The sequence below is a fragment of the Streptomyces sp. NPDC001070 genome (genome assembly GCF_053598835.1).
On record NZ_JBSFLB010000006.1, the window covers coordinates 267,237 to 287,636 of the forward strand.

A 20,400-nucleotide genomic window follows, 5' to 3' on the forward strand; every position below is an offset into this window, starting at 1 on the left:
GACCATCGCCCCCGTGGGCGGGCCGCGCCGACCCTCACAGCCGAGGGCCGGGACCGGATGTCACGAAATCCGGTCCCGGCCCTCGGTCTGTCTCTCAGGCGGCTGCGGTGTGGACCGCGATGTGGCGCTCGGCGAGCGCCGCGGCCTCCGCGTTCTGGCGTGATTCGGCGACCACCAGGGCCCGGCCGGCGAGCGCGCGCGCCCTCCGGTGGAGGGCCGCCACCCGGGCGGCCTCGGCGGATGCCCGCCCGGCGGGGGCCGCCGGGGAGAGCCGCAGCGGGGGACGCCCTCGGTGCAGGCCCGTCACGGCCTCGGCGAGCTGCTCCGCGGCACGGTCGAGCTCTGGGCTGGACTCCAGCGCCCGCAGCTCGTCGGTGACGGTCAGCAGGGCGGCGAGGTGTCCGGCGAGCTGGAGGTCCAGCTCCTCGTCACGACTGCGTCGCGGAAGGGTGGGCGCCGCCGTCGTATGGACCGATTTGGTGCGGATCGGCTCGTACATGGGTGCACTCCTCCTCCAATCAGGAGTACATCCTACCTTGGACTCAGTCCAAGAAGGGGGCGTTTCGAGGTATCGGCCCGGGCTACGGCTGCCCGTAGCCGTCCAGGAAGCGCCCGATCCGGCCCACCGCGTCCGCCAGGTCCTCCTTGGCCGGCAGCGTGACCAGGCGGAAGTGGTCCGGCTCCGGCCAGTTGAAGCCGGTGCCCTGCACCACCAGGATCCGCTCGGCCCGCAGCAGGTCGAGCACCATCTGCTGGTCGTCCTTGACCTTGTAGACCTTGGGATCGAGCCGCGGGAACGCGTACAGCGCGCCCTTCGGCCGTACGCAGGTGACGCCCGGGATCTGGGTCAGCAGCTCGTACGCCACGTCCCGCTGCTCCGCCAGCCGGCCGCCGGGCAGCACCAGGTCCTTGATCGACTGGCGGCCGCCCAGGGCGGTGGCCACGGCGTGCTGCGCCGGGACGTTCGCGCACAGGCGCATGTTCGCCAGGATCGTCAGGCCCTCGAGGTAACTGGTCGCGTGCTCCTTCGGGCCGCACACCGCGAGCCAGCCGCTGCGGTAGCCGGCCACCCGGTAGGCCTTCGACAGGCCGTTGAAGGTCAGCGTCAGCAGGTCGGGGGCGATCACCGCGGTCGGGGTGTGGGTCACCCCGTCGTAGAGGATCTTGTCGTAGATCTCGTCCGAGCAGACGATCAGGTTGTGCCGGCGGGCGATGTCGGTCAGCTGCCGCAGCAGCTCGTCGTCGTAGACCGCGCCCGTCGGGTTGTTCGGGTTGATGATCACCAGTGCCTTGGTGCGGTCGGTGATCTTGCGCTCGATGTCGGCGAGGTCCGGGAACCAGTCCGACTGCTCGTCGCAGCGGTAGTGCACCGGGGTGCCGCCCGACAGCGAGACCGCGGCCGTCCACAGCGGGTAGTCGGGCGCCGGGATCAGCACCTCGTCGCCGTCGTCCAGCAGTGCCTGCATCGCCATCTGGATCAGCTCGGAGACGCCGTTGCCGAGGTAGATGTCCTCGACGTCCAGCTCGATGCCCTTGGTCTGGTAGTGCTGCATGACCGCCCGCCGCGCCGGGAGGATGCCCTTGGAGTCGCCGTAGCCGTGCGCACCGCCGAGGGTGCGCAGCATGTCCTCCAGGATCTCCGGCGGGCACTCGAACCCGAACGCCGCGGGATTGCCCGTGTTGAGCTTCAGGATGCGGTGACCGGCCGACTCCAGCCGCATGGCCTCCTCCAGCACGGGGCCGCGGATGTCGTAGCAGACGTTGGAGAGCTTCGTGGACTGGATCACCTGCATGTCCGTGAGCTTACGGCCACGTAACGCCGATCGCCCCGTGTTCTTGGCCACGTGCAGCCGAACGGGGTCACCCGCGGCGCCGCACCGAACGCCCCGCCAGGACGTCCGTCCGACGGCCCTCCTCTACGACGAACCGCCCGTCGATCAGGACGTACGGAATGCCCGTGGGAAGCGCCCGCGGCCGCTCGAACGTCGCGCCCGCCGCGACCGTCGCGGGATCGAAGAGCACCAGGTCGGCGCGGTACCCCACGCGCACCAGGCCGCGGTCCGGCAGCCGCAGACGGGCGGCGGGGCGGCCGGTGAGGTGGGCGACGCACTCCTGCAGGGAGAGGACGCCCAGGTCGCGGACGTAGCGGCCGAGGTAGTGGGGGAAGGTCCCGTACGCGCGGGGATGCGGCTTGTCGCCGACGAGCAGGCCGTCGCTGCCTCCGGTGTGCACGCGGTGGCGCATGATCGCCCGGACGTTCTCCTCGTGGCCCACGTGCTGGAGGATCGTCGTGCCCAGGCGGTCGTCGAGCAGCAGCCGGCGGGCCGCCGCGAAGTCCGGCACCCGGCGCCCGACATGACCTGCCAGCGCGGGCTCGCGCACCCCGGAGACCTCGATCGACGACCACTCCACGGGCACGCCGTGGCAGCCGTCCGACCCCTCCACCTCCATCGCGTGCCGGATCCGCTCCGCCTGCGCGTCGTCGCGGAGCCGGGCGAGGGTCGCCTCCGGGCCGCCCTCGGTGGCCCAGCCGGGCAGCGTCGCGACGAGTGTCGTGCACCCCGGCAGATAGGGATAGGTGTCCAGGGTGATGTCCGCCCCCGCCGCGAGCGCCTCGTCCAGCAGCGCGATCAGCCCGGGAGCGCGGCCCTTGTTGACGCCGAAGTTCATCGTGGCGTGCGCGAGATGAAGCGCGCAGCCGGCCTCCCGCGTGACCGCGATCATCTCCGCGTAGGCGTCGAGCGCGCCGGCGCCGTAGCTGCGGTGGTGCGGGCAGTGGTAACCGCCGTGGGCGGCCACCACGCGGCACAGCTCGGTCAGTTCGGCGTCGGACGCGTACATCCCGGGGGTGTACGTCAGCCCGGACGACATCCCCACCGCCCCCTGTGCCAGCCCCTCGGCGACCAGCCCCTTCATCCGGTCGAGTTCCGCCGGGGTCGCCGGGCGGTCCTCCCAGCCGACCGCCATCATCCGGACGGTGCCCTGCGGGACCAGATAGGCGGCGTTCACGGCCACGCCCCGGTCCAGGCGGTCCAGGTACTCGCCGACGCTGCGCCAGTCGTAGTCCAGGTCCGGGGGGTCGCCGTTCCACCCGGCGATCTGGCGGCGCAGCTCGGCGAGGGTGCGGTCGTCCACGGGGGCGTACGACAGCCCGTCCTGGCCCAGCACCTCCAGGGTCACGCCCTGCGCCGCCTTCGCCTCGTGCGCCGGGTCCGTGAGCAGTGCCAGGTCGCTGTGGGCGTGCATGTCGATGAACCCGGGGGCCAGGGCGAGCCCGGTCGCGTCGAGCGTGCGGCGTGCGCCGCGCACCGTCCCGATCTCCGTGATGCGGCCGCCCTCGACGCGGACGTCCGCCCGGTACGCCGGGGTCCCCCCGGTCCCGTCCACGACGGTCGCGCCCCGGATCGCCAAGTCCATCGGTGCCTCTCCTGTGCCAGTGCGATCTGTGGTTGTGTGCGGGTGCGCTGCGCCTGCGGCGGGCGCAGCGCACCCGCACACGACGATCACCTGGTCAGAAGAACGTGCGGACGAAGTCCGCGACGACCCCACCCTCGCCCACGACAGGAATGAGCTGCCACTTGTCGAACGTCGTGCACGGATGCGACACCCCCAGCCCCACCCAGTCGCCGACCGCCAGTTCCGCCGCGTCGGGCGCGACGTCCACGAACGCGTGCTGGTCGGCCAGTTTGGTGACCGTCAGCCCGGCCGCCGGGACGGCGGAACCGTCGGCCCGGCGCACGATCTGCGGCACCGGGAGGTCGAGGTCGTACGGCGCGTCGCGCTTGCCCGCGTTGAGGAGGGCGAGGCCCGGCTCGGGACGGGAGAGCACCTGCGTCCAGAGGCGGAAGGCGGGCTCCAGCGACCCCTCCGCGGGGATGCGGTCGTGGAAGGGGGTGAGATCGCGGTAGTGGACGTCGTCGTGGGTGACGTACGCCCCGGAACGCAGGAGCTTGAGCACGGGGCGCGACAACGCGCCGAGGGCATCGAACGCCTCCGCCACCGCGTCGAACCATTCGCTGCCGCCCGCGCTCACCACGATCTCCTCGGCCGCGCCGAAACGCCCGGCCGCGTCGAAGTCCCGTGCCAGCGCCATGAGTTCGGCGAGCCAGGCGCGAGGGTCGGCCGCAGGCGACTCGTAGCCCGCGACGCCGACCAGCCGCAGGTGCCCCGCCGCGGCGACCGCGTCCGCGACGCGCGCCGCCTCCGTCGCGCCGCGTACGCCCGTGCGTCCTCCCGCCGCGCCCAGCTCGACGACCACGTCGACCGGGACGGTCGCCTCCGCCAGGGCCGCGTCCATCAGCTCGACCCCGCGTACCGAGTCGGCGTAGCAGACGAAGCGGAAGTCCGGGTCGCCGGCGAGTTCGCGGGCGAGCCAGCGCAGCGACGCCGCGTCGACGAGTTCGTTGGCGAGGAAGACGCGCCGCACGCCGAACGCCCGGTAGACCCGCACCTGGTGCGGGGTGGCGGCGGTGATGCCCCACGCGCCGTGGTCGATCTGGCGGGCGAAGAGCTGCGGGGCCATGGAGGTCTTGCCGTGCGGGGCGAAGGCGAGGCCGTGCTTGCGGGCGTAGCCGGCCAGCTGGGCGAGGTTGTGCTCCAGGGCGGGGCCGGAGAGCGTCAGCAGCGGGGTCGTGAAGCCGCCGTCGAAGACGGTGCGGCGTTCGGCGGCGAGTTCGCCGACCGTCAGGCCCTCGGCGTCCGGCGGGAGTCCCTTGAAGCGGTGGTCCACCCGCTCCCGGTGCAGCTCGTCGATGCCCGTGACCTGGTCCATCCCGCCTCCCGTCCGCCGCCGTTGCAATATGTGCAACAGCCGTTGCGTACTGTGTTTCCCGCTGTCTAACATCCCGGCCAGCACCGGGTCAACGGTGCGCGGAGAGGGGCCGAAGTGACAGGGGCCGCGGCCGTGGACGTCGTCTGCGTGGGTGAATCCATGGTCACCTTCGTGCCCGCGGCGCGCGGTGAACGGCTCGCCGAGGCCGCCTCCTTCGAGTGCGGCACCGGCGGCGCGGAGTCCAACGTCGCCTGTGCGCTCGCCCGGCTCGGCCACACCGTGCGCTGGATCAGCCGGGTGGGGGCCGACCCCTTCGGCGACCACCTGGTGGCGGCGATCGCCGCGGCCGGCGTCGACGTCTCCGGGGTGCGCCGCGACCCCGGCCGCCCCACCGGCGTCTGCTTCCGCACCGGCGACGGCGAGGTCGCGTACTACCGGGCCGGTTCGGCCGCCACCGCCATGGGCCCGGACAACGTCGCCCGCCACGGGGCCTGGGCCGGCCGGGTCCTGCATCTGTCCGGCATCACGCCCGCCCTCTCCGAGGGCTGCGCGGACCTCGTCCACGGGCTCACCGCCCCCGGCCCGGAAAGCCCGCTGGTCTCCTTCGACGTGAACCACCGCCCCGCCCTGTGGCGTTCGGCCGACGCGGGGCGCCTCGCCGGGCTCGCCGCCCGCTGCGACCTCGTCCTGGTGGGCGAGGACGAGGCGAAGGCGGCCTGGGGCCTGCCGGACGCCGACGCCGTGCGCGAGGTGCTGCCCGGGCCCGCCGTCCTCGTCGTCAAGCAGGGGGCGCGGGGCGCCACCGCGTACGAGGGCACCGGCGAAGGGGTCTTCGTGCCCGCGCCCGACACGCCGGTCGTCGACCTCGTCGGCGCGGGCGACGCCTTCGCCGCCGGCTTCCTGTCGGCCACGCTGCGCGGGCTGCCCCTGCGGGACCGGCTCGTCCGGGGCCACGCCCTGGCCGCCGCGGTGATCGGGGTACGGGGCGACTCCCTCGCCGCCCTCGGCGACGAGGCGTGGGGGAGACTGCGCGCATGAGCCAGACCGTGGACCGCGCGCTGCGCATCCTGCCCCTGCTCGCGGAGGGGCCCGCCAACCTCGAACAGGTCGCCGCCCGCCTGGACGTGCACAAGTCCACCGCGCTGCGCCTGCTGCGCACCCTGCACGAGCACGGCATGGTCTACCGCCAGGACGACCAGCGCTACCGCCTCGGCGCGCGGCTGTTCGCCCTCGCCCAGGAGGCCATGGAGAACCTGGACGTCCGCGGCATCGCCCATCCCCACCTCGTCGCTCTCAACGAGCTGACCGGGCACACCGTCCACCTCGCGGTGTACGAGGAGGGCGAGGTGGTCTACATCGACAAGGTGGAGAGCCGCTACCCGGTGCGCATGTACTCGCGGATCGGCAGGCCCGTCGCCATCACGGTGGCGGCCGTCGCGAAACTGCTCCTGGCGGACCTGCCCGAGGCCGAGCGGCGCGCGGTGGCACAGGGCCTGGAGTACCCGCGCTACACCGCCCGCTCCACCCCCGACGCCGCCGCCCACCTGGCCGAACTCGCCCGTGTCCGCGAGCAGGGGTGGGCGGCCGACCTCGGCGGCCACGAGGAGTCCGTCAACTGCGTCGCGGCGCCGATCCGCGGCGCCGACGGGCGCGTCGCGGCCGCCTGTTCGCTCTCCGCCCCCAATGTGGTCGTCAGCGCGGAGGACCTGCTGAAGCTGCGCCCGCAGGTCCAGCGCACAGCGGAGGCGATCAGCCGCGAGTACTCCGGAAAACCCAGCGAAGGAACCCGATGAGCGAGAAGACCGCGATCACCCCCGCCACCCACACGACGCCGCCGGCCAAGTTCTCCCACGGCGTCCGCAAGGGCAACATCCTGCAGGTCGCCGGCCAGGTCGGCTTCGGTCCGGCCGTGCCGGGCCAGGCCCCCGCGCCCGTCGGCCCGGGGCTGCGCGAGCAGACCCTGCAGACCCTCGCCAACGTGCAGGCGGTTCTGGAGGAGGGCGGCTCCTCCTGGGAGGACGTCGTCATGATCCGCGTCTACCTCACCGACACTGCGCACTTCACCGAGTTCAACGCCCTCTTCGACGAGTTCTTCGCCGGTCTCACGGGTGCCCCCGCCGCCCGCACGACGGTCTACGTCGGACTGCCCGCCGGGCTGCTCGTCGAGATCGACGCCCTCGCCGTCCTGGACTGAGCCTCCGTCCCCACCGGGTCACCCGCCCCCCACTTCACCCGCACGCCGTCTGGTGGTCCCCCCATGCCCGAAACCCGCCGGGAGCCCCCGTCAACCCCGGACCCGTCCCCCCCCCGGCGGCGGTCTCACAGCCCTGATCCCCGGCACCGCCGGGCTGCTGGTGATCGCCGCGATCTCGGCGGGCTCGATCTTCGCCTCGCACGTCGACGACGGCGGGTTCTGGATGGCCGCCAAGTACTTCGGCATCAGCGAGCGCGACACCCTGCGCACATGGACGGTGGTGGAGTCCGCGCTGTCGGTGGCGGGCTTCGCGGTCGCCGGGGCACCGAGCCTCGCCGTCCAGGGCGGCTCGCCCGGGGCGTCGCCGGCGGCGGCCGCGCCCCTTCGGCCCAGGGACCGATGCGGACGGAAACCGACCGCATCGGTCCCTAGGGTCGCGGACATGACGCACCGAAGCGAGAACGCGCACGCGGGCGAACTGCGGCCCTACCGGGTCGAGTTCCCCCAGTCCGACCTCGACGACCTCGTCGACCGCCTCGGCCGCACCCGCTGGCCCGACGAACTCCCGGGAGCCGGCTGGGACTACGGCGTGCCGCCGGCCTGGGTCAAGGATGTGGCCGAGTACTGGCGCACCGCCTTCGACTGGCGGGCGTACGAGGCCCGGCTCAACCGGTACCCGCAGTACGTCACCGCGATCGACGGCACCGACGTGCACTTCCTGCACGCCACCTCCCCCGAGCCGGACGCCCTGCCGCTGGTGCTCACGCACGGCTGGCCCGGCTCGGTCGTGGAGTTCCTCGACATGATCGGCCCGCTCACCGATCCGCGCGGGCATGGCGGCGATCCGGAGGACGCCTTCCACGTGGTCGTCCCGTCCCTGCCGGGCTACGGGCTGTCCGGGCCGACCCGGGAGACCGGCTGGGGCAGCGCCCGGGTGGCGCGGGCCTGGGTGGAGCTGATGGAACGGCTCGGCTACGCCGGGCGCTGGGGCGCGCACGGCGGGGACATCGGCGCGATCGTCGGCCGGCAGCTGGGCGTGCTCCATCCGGAGGGCCTGGTCGGCACGCATGTGCTGCAGGTCTTCGCCTTCCCCTCGGGCGACCCGGAGGAGTCGGCCCGGCTGACCCCCGAGGACCGTGAACGGCTGGGCATCGCGGGCCGCTTCCAGTCGCGGGCCGGCTACCAGCACATCCACTCCACCCGCCCGCAGACCCTGGCGTACGGGCTGACCGACTCCCCGGCCGGGCAGCTCGCCTGGAACTCCGAGCTCTTCAACGGCTTCGGCGACGTCGCCGACTCCGTCGACCGCGACCACTTCCTGGCGAACGTCACCCTCTACTGGCTCACCGGCACCGCCGGGTCGTCCGCGCGGCTGTACTACGAGGACGCCCGCGCCGGGGCCTGGGAGAAGGAGGAGCCCAACCCCGTGGCGACCGGGGTCGCGGTCTTCCCCGACGACTACCGCTCCATCCGGACGCTGGCCGAGCGGGCCAACGCCATCGTGCACTGGACGGAGTTCGACGAGGGCGGCCACTTCGGCGCGATGCAGCACCCGGCGGAGCTGACCGCCGACATCCGGGCGTTCTTCCGCCCCCTGCGCTGACCCGCGCCCGCGCGCCGGGCCTGTGGGGCACCGCGCCCCCGGGGGACGGGACCTCTCCCGGGGGCGCGGTGGGACGGTGGACGGCTACCGCGTCACGGCAGGGCGTCGAGGTGCGGGCCGACCGTGTTGGAGAAGGCGTTGCCGTTGGACGCGTCCCAGTTGGTGGACCAGGTCATCGCGCCGCGCAGCGCCGGCCAGGTGGTGGACGGCTTGAAGGAGCCGCAGTTGGTGCCCTTGGTCAGGCAGTCCAGGGCGTTGTCGACGACGGTCGGCGAGACGTAGCCGCTGCCCGCCGCCCGGGTGGAGGCCGGCAGGCCGATGCCGACCTGGGACGGGGCCAGACCGCTCTGCAGCTGGATGCAGGCGAGCGCGGTGATGAAGTCGACCGTGCCCTGCGAGTACACCTTCCCGTCGCAGCCGTTCATCGAACCGCTGTTGTAGTACTGGGTGTTGACGACGGTCAGGATGTCCTTGACGTTCAGTGCGGTCTGGAAGTAGCCGAAGGACGTCGACTGCATGTCGATGGTCTGCGGGGCCATCGTGATGATCAGCCCGGAGCCCGCCTTGGCCGACAGGGAGCGCAGCGCCTGTGTCATGTAGGTCGCGTTGATCCCGTTCTCCAGGTCGATGTCGACGCCGTCGAAGCCGTACGTCTGCATCAGCGACCAGACGCTGTCGGCGAAGTTGTTCGCCGAGGCCGAGTCGGTGACGCTGACCGTGCCGTTCTGGCCGCCGACGGACACGATGACCTTCTTGCCCGCCGCCTTCTTCGCCGCGATGTCGGCCTTGAACTGGCTCACCGGGTAGTTCAGCGCCGGGTCGAGGGTGAAGGAGACCGCGCCGGGCGTGGTCGTGGCGTCGGCGAAGGACACCGCGATGATGTCGTACTGGCTCGGGACCTGGGCGATGGTCTGGACCGTCGCGCCGTTGTCGAAGTTCTGCCAGTAGCCGGTCAGCACGTGCCGCGGCAGGGAGCCGTCGCCGGTCGGGGTCGGGGTCGGTGTGGGCGTGGGAGTCGGGGTCGGGGTGGGCGTGGGAGTCGGGGTCGGCGTCGGGGTGGGCGTGGGAGTCGCCGTGCCGGCCGCGCCGAGCAGGGTCACGTCGTCCGCGAAGTACGCGGGCTGGGCGTACCAGCCGTGCAGGTAGACGGTGACCGAGGTGGTGCTCGCGCCGGTGGTGAAGCTGGTGGAGAGCTGCTGGTACGAGGCGGCGGACGGCGTCCAGGTGGAGACCTCGGTCATCCCGGTGCCGGTGGCGCCGAGGTAGACGTACGAGCCCTGCACGAAGGCGCTCAGCTGGTAGGTGGAATTGGGCCGGACGCTGATCGTCTGGGAGCACCGGGCGTTGTCCGAGGAGGACGGGGTGCCCTGGAGGGCCTTGGTGCCGCCGTGCACCGGGGTGCCGACGGAGGCGCCGCTGGAGGCGGTGCAGGACCAGCCGGTCAGGCCGCTCTCGAAGCCGCCGTTGGTCACCAGGCTGGGGTCCGCCGCGCTCGCGCTGCCGGACGTGGCGACGAATCCCGCCACCGCGAGGGCGGCGGCGCCGACGGCCGCCGCGGCTCTGAGGGCGGTGCGCCGTGGGCGTGCGTGTTCCACTACTGCCTCCTGGGGGCGAGGAGTTGGGCGGGTACGCGAGTGGCCACTCTTGTGTGGACGCAGTTTGGTCCAGACCAATCCATTGGTCAATGCCTTTGCCGTCGTGCGTAGTCCCGCGCCCCGTGGGTACCACCGGATTCATCAACTGTTCGGCGACTTTCCGCGCTGCTTCGGCTACGCACGGATAGGCTCTCCGGGCAGGGACTGGGCGGGAGTTCCGGGAGGTCGCGGGTGTCGAGCGTCATAGCGGTTACGGCGGACGATCTCGCGCTCCCACTCGAGCAGCATGTGATGCGCACCGCCGCCGCCCTGGAGGCCCACGGCCACCTCGTCGTCCTCGTCCCGCCGGAACCCGCCGACCCGCTGCGCCGCCGCGTCCACACCGTGCGGGCCGCCCTGGAGGCGGACCGGGTGGCGATCGTCCCCGTCGACCTGCCCCCGCTCGCCGCCGTCCTCCTGGCCGAGCAACTGCGCCAGCTCGCCGCCACCGACCTCGGGCCCGGCGTCCTCGCCGGCGCCGCGCGGCTGCTGTCGTACTACCTCTACTCCGGTGCGCTGCTCGGCTCGGTCTCCCGGCTCGACCGGGTGGACGTGCCCGTCGGCGCCCACCTGAAGTCCCTCATGCCCGGACGCCACTTCGCCGTCCTCGCCCACCCCGAACCGCACTTCGGCGAGGCCGAGCCCGGTGCCGTACCGGCCGGGCCCGCGTTCCTCACCCAGCTCGCCGTCGCGCACGGCCACGGCGTCGACCCCGGCTGGGTCACCGGCCCGCTGGCCCGCGCCTGGCGGAGCCAGCACGTGCGGGAGGTGCCGCTGCCCGCGGACTCCGCGCGCTGGTGGGGCACCGGCAGACTCGTGGAGTTCACCGCCTACATCGCCGACGTCGGCGTGCTCTACCAGCTGGTCACCTCGGTCCGCCGGGACGCCTGCGGCTGGTGCGGCCTGGCGGTGATCGGCGACCGCTGCCCGTTCTGCTCGGCCGCGGTGGACGGACAGCAGCGCATCCGGCCCCCCGAGCGGCCGCGCCAGGTCGTGCACTCCGGTCCCCGCGCCCCCTCCCTGGCCTCCCGGGCGTCCCCCGTCCCGCAGGTCTCCCCCCACCAGCACTCGGCACTTGAGCGATAGGGCCCCACCTCTATGAACTCACGTCAGCGTCGCGGCGTCGTCCTCCTCGTGGTCTCCGCGCTGTGTGCGATCGCCGCGTTCGCCGGAGTCGTCACCGTCATCGGGGACGCCCGCTCCCAGGTCGGACCGAAGGTGACCGCGTACCGGCTGGCCGAGGACGTACCCGCGTACGAGAGCATCGGCCGCTCCCAGCTGCAGGAGGTCCGGATACCGAAGCGCTGGCTGCCCGCCACCGCCGTCCGCGACGTGGGCCGGCTCAGCGGCAAGATAGCCGCCGTCCCGCTGCACCGCGGCTCCCTGCTGCAGACGGACATGGTCGCCGAACGGCCCGCGCTCCAGGCCGGGCAGATGGAGATCGCGATCATGATCGACGCGGAGACCGGCGTCGCCGGGAAGATCACCCCGGGGGCGAGGGTCAACATCTTCGCCACCTTCGCCCCGCGCAAGGACACCGACCCCGAGGTCTCGAAGATCATCGTGTCGAACGCCCGGGTCATCGACGTCGGCGAGATCAAGGCCTTCGACACCGGCGGCGACAGCCGCCGCGTCAGCAGCCAGGGCGTCCCCATCACCTTCGCCCTCGACGCCGCCGACGCCCAGCGGGTCGCCTTCGCCGAGTCCTTCGCCCGGCACGTACGCCTCGCCCTCGTCGCCCCGGGCGACGCGACCGCCCCCTCCGAACGGGACCGCACCTACACCCTCGCCCGCGACGGAGCCGCCTCATGACCGGTGTCCGCATCCTGTCCGGCACCCCCGACCCCGACACCGCCCGCGCCCTCACCGGCCTCCTCCACCAGCTGCCTGGAGCCGAACCGGGGCCCGCGCTCCCCGACTCCACCACCCTCCTCGACGTCCTCGCGCGCGCCGCCGAGACCGGCGTCGACGAACTGCCCGAGGTCGTCGTCGTCCACGACCGCATCACACCGATGCCCGCGCTCGAGGTCATCCGCGAGATCGCGCTGCGCTTCCCCGCGGTCGGCGTCGTCCTGCTCACCGCCGACCCGAGCCCCGCCGTCCTGTCCGGCGCCATGGACTCCGGCGCGCGCGGCGTCGCCGGGCTCCCCCTGTCGTACGACGAGCTCGGCGCCCGCGTCGAGGCGGCGGCCGCCTGGGCGGCGGGCGTACGGCGCCACCTCAGCCCCCGGCAACCCGCGTTGCCGGCCGTACCCGGGGGGCGGCTGGTCGCCGTCGCCGGCGCGAAGGGCGGCGTCGGCACGACCGTCGTCGCCGTCCAGCTCGCCCTCGCCGCGCAGGCGGCCGGCAAGTCCACCGCCCTGGTCGACCTCGACCTCCAGGGCGGCGACGTCGCCTCCTACCTCGACGTCCAGTTCCGCCGCTCGGTCGCCGACCTCGCGGACATCGCCGACGTGACGACACGCGTGCTGCAGGACGCGATGTACGTCCACGAGTCCGGGCCCGCGCTGCTGCTCGCGCCCGGCGAGGGCGAACGCGGCGAGGAGGTCACCGACCGCGCGGCCCGGCACGTGCTGCAGGCCCTCCGGCAGCGGTACGAGGTCGTGATCGTCGACTGCGGCACCCAGATGACCGGCGCCAACGCCGTCGCCGTCGAGACCGCGGACACCGCGCTGCTGGTCACCACGCCCGACGTGGTCGCCGTCCGCGCCGCCAAGCGCATGGTGCGCATGTGGGACCGGCTGCAGATCCGCAAGCCCCAGGACGTCGTCCTCACCGTCAACCGGCACACCCGCGGCAGCGAGATCCAGCCGTCGCTGATCGCCCGCATCACGGGCACCCGGGTCGCCTCCGCGGTGGTCCCCGCGGCGTACCGGGAACTCCAGGCGGTCGTCGACGCCGGACGGCTCCAGGACCTGGACAACCGCTCCAGCGTCAAGCAGGGCGTGTGGACGCTCGCCGCCGAGGTCGGCGTCGCCGGCCCCGGGCACGCCGTGGCGCCCCGGCGGGGCCGCCGGGGCCGTGGGGAGGGCGGCCAGGTCACCCTGGAGACGCTCGGCATGACACCGCTGATCCTGCTGGTGCTCGTCCTGGTGTGGCAGGCGGTGCTGGCCGGGTACACCTTCACCCTCGCGGGCCACGCCGCTGACGAGGCCGCGCGGGCGGCGGCGGTCGGCGAGGACGCCCACGCGGCGGCAGCCGACGACCTGCCGGGCGCCTGGACGATCGACGGCTTCGGCACCACCAGGTCCGACGGCATGGTCACGGTGACCGTCGGGCTCAAGGTCCCCGTCCTCTTCCCCGGCGCGATCGACTTCCCGCTGACCGTCCACGGCCACGCCGCCGCGGTCGACGAGCGGGCGGACGCCCCGTGACCGGCCGCTTCCGGCGCCGCGACCGGGGCAGCGCCTCCCTGGAGTTCCTGGGGATGCTGCCGATCCTGCTGCTGATCGCCCTCGCGGGAGTGCAACTGGGCCTCGCCGCCTACACCGCGGCCCAGGCCGGTACGGCCGCCCGCGCCGCCGCGCGGATGGAGGCACTGCACGACCACCGGGTGAGCGGCTCGGCCGCGGGCACGGAGGCCGTGAGCTCCTGGCTGCGTGACGGTACGACGGTGACCACGACCAGCGGGGACGACTCCGTGCGGGCCACCGCGAAGGTCGACATCCCCTCGGTCTTCCCGGGCCTCGACCCCGGTTCCGTGCAGCGCGCCGCCACGATGCCCAGGGAGGACGAGGAAGGGGCCGACGGATGAGCCTGCGCGACCGCATCGCCGCGAACGAGGACGCCACCCCGCAGACCCAGGAGGGCCACCTCGTCGCGGTCTACCGGGCCAAGCTGCTCCAGGAGATCGACCTCACCGAGATGTCGGCGCTCGCCGCCGCCGAGCGCCGGATGCGCCTCGAACGCGTCCTCGGCCACATCATCAGCCGCGAGGGCCCGGTGCTTTCCACCAAGGAGCGCACCGGCATCATCCGCCGGGTCGTGGACGAGGCCCTGGGCCTCGGCATCCTCGAACCGCTGCTGGAGGACGCGTCCATCACCGAGATCATGGTCAACGGCCCCGACCGCATCTACATCGAACGCGCCGGCCGGGTGGAGCCCGTCGCCGCCCGGTTCAGCAGCTCCGAGCAGCTGCTGCAGACCATCGAGCGGATCGTGTCGACCGTCAACCGCCGGGTCGACGAGTCGAACCCGATGGTCGACGCCCGCCTGCCCTCCGGCGAGCGGGTCAACGTCATCATCCCGCCGCTGTCGCTGACCGGCCCCGTGCTGACGATCCGCCGCTTCCCCCGCGCGTACAGGCTGCACGAGCTGATCGGCCTCGGCACGCTGGACGAGCACATGCTGATGCTGCTGTCCGCGCTGGTGCGGGCCAAGTTCAACATCATCGTCAGCGGTGGCACCGGCTCGGGCAAGACCACGCTGCTCAACTCCCTGTCGGGACTCATCCCGGACGGCGAGCGCATCATCACCGTGGAGGACGCGGCCGAACTCCAGCTCCAGCAGGAGCACGTCGTACGCCTGGAGAGCCGGCCGCCGAACGTCGAGGGCCAGGGCAGGATCACCATCCGGGACCTCGTGCGGAACTCGCTGCGCATGCGCCCCGACCGGATCATCGTCGGTGAGGTCCGCGGGGGAGAGACCCTGGACATGCTGCAGGCCATGTCGACCGGGCACGACGGCTCGCTGGCGACCGTGCACGCCAACTCCGCCGAGGACGCGGTGCTCAGGCTCCAGACGCTGGCCTCGATGTCGGAGGTGAAGATCCCCTTCGAGGCGCTGCGCGACCAGATCAACAGCGCCGTCGACGTCATCGTCCAGCTGCGCCGCGACGTCGACGGCACCCGCCGCATCGCGGAGATCGCGGTGCTCTCCTCGCGCGGACGCGACACCTTCCGGCTGACCACCGCCACCCGCTTCCGGGCCGAGCCGATGGGGCCCGACCGGATCGTACGGGGCTGGTTCCAGCACCAGCCCGTGCCGCGCGAGCTGGCCGAACGCTTCCACCTGGCGGGCGAGTCCGTGCCGGCGGCCTTCGGGGTCGGCGAGACCGAGCTGGAGCTGTCGAGCAGGGAGGCGAAGTGAGTACGGGGACGATGGCCCTGGCGGTGCTCGGCGTGACCGGCCTCGCGCTGGTGCTGGGCGTCTGGGGCCTGCACACCTGGAGCGGCGGGCGCGCCGACCGCGCCGCCCTCGTCGACCGGCTGGCCGAGATCCCGGCCGCGGAACGGCGCGCGGTTCCCTTCGCCGGCCTGGACCGGCGGGTCCGGGGCACGAGGTGGGGCCGCCGCCTGGCCGCCCGCCTCGCCGCCACCGGGACCAACCTGACGCCGGGGCAGTTCACGGCGGCCGCCGTCGGGGTCGTCGGCGGCGCCTGGCTGGTCGCCGACGTCGTGCTGGCACCGTTCTTCGGGCCGATCGCGGCGCTGCTGGCGGCCTGGGCGGTCAGCTCCTTCCTGGGGTGGCGGCGGCGGGTGCGCACCGAGCGCTTCATCGCGCAGCTGCCCGAGCTCGCCCGCGTCCTCGCCAACGCCACCCAGGCCGGGCTCGCCCTGCGCACGGCCGTCGGCATGGCCGCGGAGGAACTGGAGGCGCCGGCCGGGGAGGAACTGCGCAAGGTCGCCGACGCGATGGCCCTCGGGCACTCGATCGAGGACGCCCTGGCCGAGCTGCAGGAGCGGCTGCCCAGCCGGGAACTGGTGGTGCTGGTCTCCACCCTCGTCCTGTCGTCCCGGGCCGGCGGCTCGGTCGTGGAGTCGCTGCGGAACCTCACGGTGACGCTGGAGGAGCGCAAGGAGACCCGGCGCGAGATCCGCACCCAGATGTCCCAGGTCACGGTCACCGCGTACGCCGTCCCCTTCATCGGCATCGGCTCGCTGCTGCTGCTCAACCAGATCATGCCGGGCTCGCTCAGCGCGATGACCGGCTCCGGGGCCGGGCGGATCGCCGTGCTCGTCGCGCTGGGCCTGTACATCGTCGGTTTCGCCCTCATCCGCCGTATGTCGCGGATCGACGTGTGAAGGGAGTGCCGCACCGTTGATCGCGATCGCCCTCGCCGCCGTCGTCGCCCTCGGAGTGGTGGGCGTCTGCTACGGCATCGGCATCTACCGCTCCGAGGTCAAGCTGCCGAGCGACCTGCAACTCGCCCTGGAGGTCGGGCGGACCCGCACCACGAAGGTCGGCAACGCCGTCGACCGGCTCGGCATGCGCTGGGCCCCGCTGGTCCTGCGCCTCATGGGCCCCGCCCGGGTCAACCGGGTCCGCGCCCGCATCGACCACGCGGGCCACCCCTACGGCCTCACCGTCGACCGCTACGCCGCCCGCCGCGCGGTCTACGGCGCCCTCGGCGGCCTCGCGGCCCTGGTGCTCCTCCGGGCAGGCCACTGGTTCGCCGCCCTCCTGATGATCGCGTACGGCCTGGGCTGGACGGACCTCGGCATCTGGCTCGCCGTCCGCAAGCGCCGCGACGAGATCGAGCGGACGCTCCCCGACTTCCTCGACGTCCTGGCGGTCGTGGTGAGCGCGGGCCTCGGCTTCCGCCAGGCCCTCGAACGCGTAGCCTCCGTCTACCAGGGTCCCTGGAGCGACGAGATCCGCATCGCCCTGCGCCAGATGGACGTCGGCGTCAGCCGTCGCGACGCCTTCGACCAACTGCGCGGGCGCAACCGCAGCGAGCAGGTCGGGCAGTTCGTCACGGCCCTGCAGCAGGGCGAGGAACTGGGCGCGCCCATCGCCCGCACGCTGCTCCAGATCGCCACGGACATGCGGCGCACCGAGGCCCAGAACGCCCGCCGCCGCGCGGCCCGCACCGTGCCGCGCGCGACCGGCGTCATCACGACGCTGCTGGTGCCCGCGACGATGATCCTGCTGATGACGGGCACGATCCTCGGGTCGCGCATCAACTTCGGTGACCTGCTGGGGTGATGGGGGTGACAGGGACATGAGCGCATGGCCGGGGGGTGTGGTGGGTAGTGACCGGAGCCGCCATATCGGGTGCGAAGCCCCCGGTTGCGGTGTACATTTGCAGTCGCAACCATATTTGCACCTGCAATCAGGCACGGATCGCAGCGGGTTGACCCGATGGGAGGCGGTGCACCGTGAACCTCGCCGCCGCAACCTTCTCCCGCCGCGATAGCCAGAGCCCGGCCGACGCAACGGGCGCGGCCGGCGTACGTCACGTGACTACGGTTTGGGGCACGGAAGATGAGCAGGTGGGTTGTGAAACGGCTGGGCGCGCTTCGCGGCGACGCCGGACAGACATCGTTCGAGTACCTGGGCATCGCGGTGGTGATCGCGGTCATCATCGGTGTGCTGGCCGGGACGACGGACATCGGCACGGCAGTTCTCAACGGCATACTCGACAAGATCCAGGACATCATCGACGCCGGTTGAGCAGGTGGGGCCGCGGCGACGGTGGACAGACCGTCGGCCTGTACATCGTCGCGGTTGCAGCGCTGTTCTTCCTGGCGTTCGCGTTCTTCGCCGTCGGTCAGGCCTCGTCCGTGCGCAACACAGCGCAGACCGCGGCAGACGCGGCTGCCCTCGCGGCCGCGCGGGACGTTCGCGACAGCGTCAGGGGGCAGTTCTTGGACGCCCTGGATGCGGGCGACCTCGACAAGCTCGGGGATCTGCTGGCCTTGACCGGAATGACGCCCGGCAACGCGTGTGGTGCTGCGACGAATTACGCGGACCAGAACAACGCGCTCGTCGACGAGTGCGACGTCGGCGGCCCGGGCAGTGCCACGATCGCCCTCCACACCGTCGGCACCGTCGGCAACTCCGTAGTACCGGGCACCGAGTCGATGCACGCGCGCGCCACCGCCACCGCGGTCGTCGAAAGCCACTGCGCCGTCGACGGCAAGGACGGCGACAAGATCACGTTCGTCTGCGACGGGGACGAGTTGACCGTGGATCCGACGGCCGACGACTTCGATCTGAACCTGGCGGAGTTCTACTCCGTCCATCTCAGCGAGTGAGGAACGGGGGACCGATGGGTATCCAGCAGCGGGGCAGGGGTCGACGGGGCCCGGCCGCAGTCGCCCTCGGCATGGTCCTCGCCGCGGCTCTGGCAGGTTGCGGTGGCGGCGATGACGGCGACAAGGCCGGGGCGACGCCGTCCACGAAGACAAGCGTGCCTAGTGGTTCGAACAAGACGAGTGCGGCACCCTCTGATACGCCGACGCAGATCCTGGCCCAGATGAAGGGCGAGAAGGGCATCACGGTCACGATCAATGAGGCCACTCGCGACTCGGGGGGCTTCGTGACGGTGAAGGGTGCCATCACGAACAACGGGACGGACTCGTTCAATGCCACGAACTGGATCGGCCAGGAACTTGCGCTCGCCAAGTCGGGGGCGTCAGTCGCGGGGGCCGCGCTGGTGGACGAGGTCGGCAAGAAGCGCTACTACGTACTCCGCGACACGGACGGTATCTGCCTCTGCACGACCAAGCTGATCGGCATCCGGCCCGGTGAGACCCGGCCCATCTTCGCCCAGTTCCCGGCCCCGCCGGAATCCACCACCGAGGTGGAGTTCCAGCTGCCGACGATGCCCCCGGCAAAGATCACGATCTCGGAGGGGTGAGTCATGCCCCGCCCCCGCCGATATCCCCGCCCCGGTGTCGCGGCCGCGCTCGGCCTCGCGCTCGTGCTCACGCCCCTCACCGCCGCGAACGCGCGGGCGGACGACGACCCGACCGCGCGGCCCACCCCGTCCGCGCCCACGAGGGTGGATCCGGCCGACCCGGACCTGGAGTTGCCCGAAGGGGCCGCCCTGGCGCCGCCGAAGGTGCTCGACATCGTGTCCGTGACGGACGCGTCGTCCTCCGAGGACGCCTCCGCCGACGACGGCGAGGAGCGGCACGAGGAGTCGAACTCCTCCGTCACGTACGCCCTGCAGGCGGACGTCCTGTTCGGCAAGGACAGCGCCAAGCTGAACGCGGCGGCCACCGCCCGCATCAAGGCCATCGCGTCCGACATCGATGCCAAGAACGTCACGCAGCCGATCCGCGTCTTCGGCTTCACGGACGACCTCGGCTCGTACGAGCACGGCAAGGTGCTGTCCAAGAAGCGGGCCGATGCCGTCTACAAGATCCTCGCCGAAGAGCTCGGCTCGCTCGGCAACGACAGCCACTCCTTCCAGGTGCGCGGCTACAGCGAGGACTACCCGATCGCCGACAACTCCACCGAGGCGGGCCGCAGGCAGAACCGCCGCGTGGAGATCACGTTCCGGCCGTCGTAGCGCCGCCGGCCAGCAGCTTCGCCAGTCCGCCGACGACGTGGGGCCAGCCCTCGCCCATGCCTTCGAGGGCGGTCCTGCCGAGCGGGGAGTCGAGGTCGAAGCCCTCGTGGGTGAGGAAGAGGCGGGTCCCGGTGCCCTCCGGTTCCAGGCGCCAGGTGATGGTCGTGCCGAGGGTGCCCTCGGCGAAGCTGTAGCGCAGCAGGCGTTCCGGCTCGACGGCGAGGACCTCGCAGCGCTGCAGGCCCCAGTCGCCCATGTCGAGGGTGAAGCGGTGGCCGACCGCCGGGCGCACGTCGCCGGCCGCCCACCACCGCGCGTGCAGGCCGGGGTCGGTGAGGGCCTGCCAGACGGTGGCGGGGGAGTGCGGGAGGAACTGGTCGAGGTGGATCTCGGCGGGTTCGGGGGTCGTCATGTCGGGTCTTCCTTGTTCGATCGTTCGTCGAGGAGGTCGCGCAGCGAGCGCAGCCGTGCGCGCCAGTAGTGCTCGAAGGGGTGGAGCCACTCGCCGACCTCGGCGAGCGGCTCCGGTTCCAGGTGATAGAACCGCTGCCGCCCGCGGGGCTCCTCGCGGACGAGGCCGGCCTGGCGGAGCACCTGCAGGTGCTCCGAGACCGCGGGCCGGCTCAGCTCGAAGCGGCCGGCGAGGTCGTTGACCGCGCGCGGACCGTCCCGCAGGGATTCGAGCAGCCGGCGCCGCACGGGATTGGCGAGGGCGCTGAAGACGTCGGTGACCACGCCGGCACGATACGTCGGAAAATTCCGACGCGTCAATCGGGTAGGGATCGCGGTCAACGGAACGGTTCACCCACGCGGGTGGGGCGTGACGACAAGGCCCTTAAAATCCCCGTCAAGCGACCCGTGCGCTGCGTGACGGAATGCGTGCGGTGCGGATGCGACGCGGACGGAAGAATCCCATTATTGCCGGCCATTCGGGCTAATCGGCCAGCGGGTTCGAAG

Annotated in this window: 22 protein-coding genes; 15 read left to right on the forward strand and 7 right to left on the reverse strand. The window is 72.6% G+C overall.

The genetic code is table 11. The features are described from left to right. Positions 1 to 94: 94 nt before the first annotated feature. The 4 genes from ACWDAS_RS10410 to ACWDAS_RS10425 all read right to left on the reverse strand — a co-directional run bounded on the left by ACWDAS_RS10410 (position 95) and on the right by ACWDAS_RS10425 (position 4,771). Entirely contained in the window at positions 95 to 499 is a 405-nt protein-coding gene (locus tag ACWDAS_RS10410; RefSeq protein ID WP_450388452.1) for an SCO4983 family protein, read from the reverse strand. An 82-nt stretch (positions 500 to 581) separates the two neighbouring features. Next, positions 582 to 1,793 (reverse strand): pyridoxal phosphate-dependent aminotransferase, encoded by a 1,212-nt coding sequence (locus tag ACWDAS_RS10415; RefSeq protein WP_450388453.1) that lies wholly within the window; start codon positions 1,791 to 1,793, stop codon positions 582 to 584. A gap of 67 nt (positions 1,794 to 1,860) precedes the next feature. Continuing rightward, entirely contained in the window at positions 1,861 to 3,417 is a 1,557-nt protein-coding gene (locus ACWDAS_RS10420; protein ID WP_450388455.1) for an N-acyl-D-amino-acid deacylase family protein, read from the reverse strand. Between the two features lie 94 nt (positions 3,418 to 3,511). Beyond that, positions 3,512 to 4,771: an alanine racemase gene (locus ACWDAS_RS10425; protein WP_450388456.1), complete on the reverse strand. Its 1,260-nt coding sequence runs from the start codon at positions 4,769 to 4,771 to the stop codon at positions 3,512 to 3,514. A 114-nt stretch (positions 4,772 to 4,885) separates the two neighbouring features. Between ACWDAS_RS10425 and ACWDAS_RS10430 the strand changes: the two genes are divergently transcribed. The 4 genes from ACWDAS_RS10430 to ACWDAS_RS10445 are packed head-to-tail and all read left to right on the forward strand — an operon-like array spanning position 4,886 to position 8,568. After that, on the forward strand, positions 4,886 to 5,809 hold the full coding sequence (locus ACWDAS_RS10430; protein ID WP_450388457.1) for a sugar kinase: 924 nt from the start codon (positions 4,886 to 4,888) through the stop codon (positions 5,807 to 5,809). Continuing rightward, positions 5,806 to 6,564: an IclR family transcriptional regulator gene (locus ACWDAS_RS10435; protein WP_450388458.1), complete on the forward strand. Its 759-nt coding sequence runs from the start codon at positions 5,806 to 5,808 to the stop codon at positions 6,562 to 6,564. Before ACWDAS_RS10430 ends, ACWDAS_RS10435 begins: the two co-directional genes overlap by 4 nt. Beyond that, a complete protein-coding gene (locus ACWDAS_RS10440) occupies positions 6,561 to 6,965 on the forward strand; it encodes a RidA family protein (RefSeq protein ID WP_450388459.1) in 405 nt (134 codons plus the stop codon). The genes ACWDAS_RS10435 and ACWDAS_RS10440 overlap by 4 nt, the downstream gene beginning before the upstream one ends. A gap of 52 nt (positions 6,966 to 7,017) precedes the next feature. Further along, entirely contained in the window at positions 7,018 to 8,568 is a 1,551-nt protein-coding gene (locus ACWDAS_RS10445; RefSeq protein ID WP_450388460.1) for a GntT/GntP/DsdX family permease, read from the forward strand. 92 nt (positions 8,569 to 8,660) lie between these two features. Here ACWDAS_RS10445 and ACWDAS_RS10450 read toward each other — a convergent pair whose 3' ends face one another. Then, complete coding sequence (locus ACWDAS_RS10450; RefSeq protein ID WP_450388461.1) at positions 8,661 to 10,163, reverse strand: chitinase; 1,503 nt, start codon at positions 10,161 to 10,163, stop codon at positions 8,661 to 8,663. 291 nt (positions 10,164 to 10,454) lie between these two features. On the opposite strand from ACWDAS_RS10450, the gene ACWDAS_RS10455 reads away from it, so the two are divergent. The 11 genes from ACWDAS_RS10455 (at position 10,455) to ACWDAS_RS10505 (ending at position 19,443) form a co-directional block, all read left to right on the forward strand. Beyond that, a complete protein-coding gene (locus ACWDAS_RS10455; protein WP_450388462.1) occupies positions 10,455 to 11,288 on the forward strand; it encodes a hypothetical protein in 834 nt (277 codons plus the stop codon). A 12-nt stretch (positions 11,289 to 11,300) separates the two neighbouring features. Then, positions 11,301 to 12,014 (forward strand): Flp pilus assembly protein CpaB, encoded by a 714-nt coding sequence (gene cpaB, locus ACWDAS_RS10460; RefSeq protein WP_450388463.1) that lies wholly within the window; start codon positions 11,301 to 11,303, stop codon positions 12,012 to 12,014. Next, entirely contained in the window at positions 12,011 to 13,576 is a 1,566-nt protein-coding gene (locus ACWDAS_RS10465; protein ID WP_450388464.1) for an AAA family ATPase, read from the forward strand. The genes cpaB and ACWDAS_RS10465 overlap by 4 nt, the downstream gene beginning before the upstream one ends. Then, positions 13,573 to 13,956 (forward strand): TadE/TadG family type IV pilus assembly protein, encoded by a 384-nt coding sequence (locus ACWDAS_RS10470; RefSeq protein ID WP_450388465.1) that lies wholly within the window; start codon positions 13,573 to 13,575, stop codon positions 13,954 to 13,956. The genes ACWDAS_RS10465 and ACWDAS_RS10470 overlap by 4 nt, the downstream gene beginning before the upstream one ends. After that, complete coding sequence (locus tag ACWDAS_RS10475) at positions 13,953 to 15,290, forward strand: CpaF family protein (RefSeq protein ID WP_450388466.1); 1,338 nt, start codon at positions 13,953 to 13,955, stop codon at positions 15,288 to 15,290. The genes ACWDAS_RS10470 and ACWDAS_RS10475 overlap by 4 nt, the downstream gene beginning before the upstream one ends. Then, entirely contained in the window at positions 15,287 to 16,225 is a 939-nt protein-coding gene (locus tag ACWDAS_RS10480) for a type II secretion system F family protein (protein WP_450388467.1), read from the forward strand. Before ACWDAS_RS10475 ends, ACWDAS_RS10480 begins: the two co-directional genes overlap by 4 nt. Before the next feature lie 19 nt (positions 16,226 to 16,244). Further along, a complete protein-coding gene (locus ACWDAS_RS10485) occupies positions 16,245 to 17,129 on the forward strand; it encodes a DUF5936 domain-containing protein (RefSeq protein WP_450388523.1) in 885 nt (294 codons plus the stop codon). A gap of 279 nt (positions 17,130 to 17,408) precedes the next feature. Then, the gene (locus ACWDAS_RS10490) at positions 17,409 to 17,597 is read left to right on the forward strand and encodes a hypothetical protein (protein ID WP_450388468.1); all 189 of its coding nucleotides are present in this window, start codon (positions 17,409 to 17,411) and stop codon (positions 17,595 to 17,597) included. Then, positions 17,594 to 18,181, forward strand: coding sequence for a pilus assembly protein TadG-related protein (locus ACWDAS_RS10495; RefSeq protein WP_450388469.1), 588 nt, complete (start codon positions 17,594 to 17,596; stop codon positions 18,179 to 18,181). The genes ACWDAS_RS10490 and ACWDAS_RS10495 overlap by 4 nt, the downstream gene beginning before the upstream one ends. 14 nt (positions 18,182 to 18,195) lie before the next feature. After that, complete coding sequence (locus tag ACWDAS_RS10500) at positions 18,196 to 18,786, forward strand: hypothetical protein (RefSeq protein ID WP_450388470.1); 591 nt, start codon at positions 18,196 to 18,198, stop codon at positions 18,784 to 18,786. A 3-nt stretch (positions 18,787 to 18,789) separates the two neighbouring features. Continuing rightward, positions 18,790 to 19,443 carry an OmpA family protein gene (locus ACWDAS_RS10505; RefSeq protein WP_450388471.1) on the forward strand — a complete coding sequence of 218 codons (654 nt, stop codon included), beginning with the start codon at positions 18,790 to 18,792 and terminating at the stop codon, positions 19,441 to 19,443. Here ACWDAS_RS10505 and ACWDAS_RS10510 read toward each other — a convergent pair. Next, a complete protein-coding gene (locus ACWDAS_RS10510; protein WP_450388472.1) occupies positions 19,424 to 19,855 on the reverse strand; it encodes an SRPBCC family protein in 432 nt (143 codons plus the stop codon). The two genes, ACWDAS_RS10505 and ACWDAS_RS10510, sit on opposite strands and share 20 nt — an antisense overlap. After that, a complete protein-coding gene (locus ACWDAS_RS10515) occupies positions 19,852 to 20,178 on the reverse strand; it encodes an ArsR/SmtB family transcription factor (RefSeq protein WP_450388473.1) in 327 nt (108 codons plus the stop codon). Before ACWDAS_RS10515 ends, ACWDAS_RS10510 begins: the two co-directional genes overlap by 4 nt. Positions 20,179 to 20,400 lie beyond the last annotated feature (222 nt).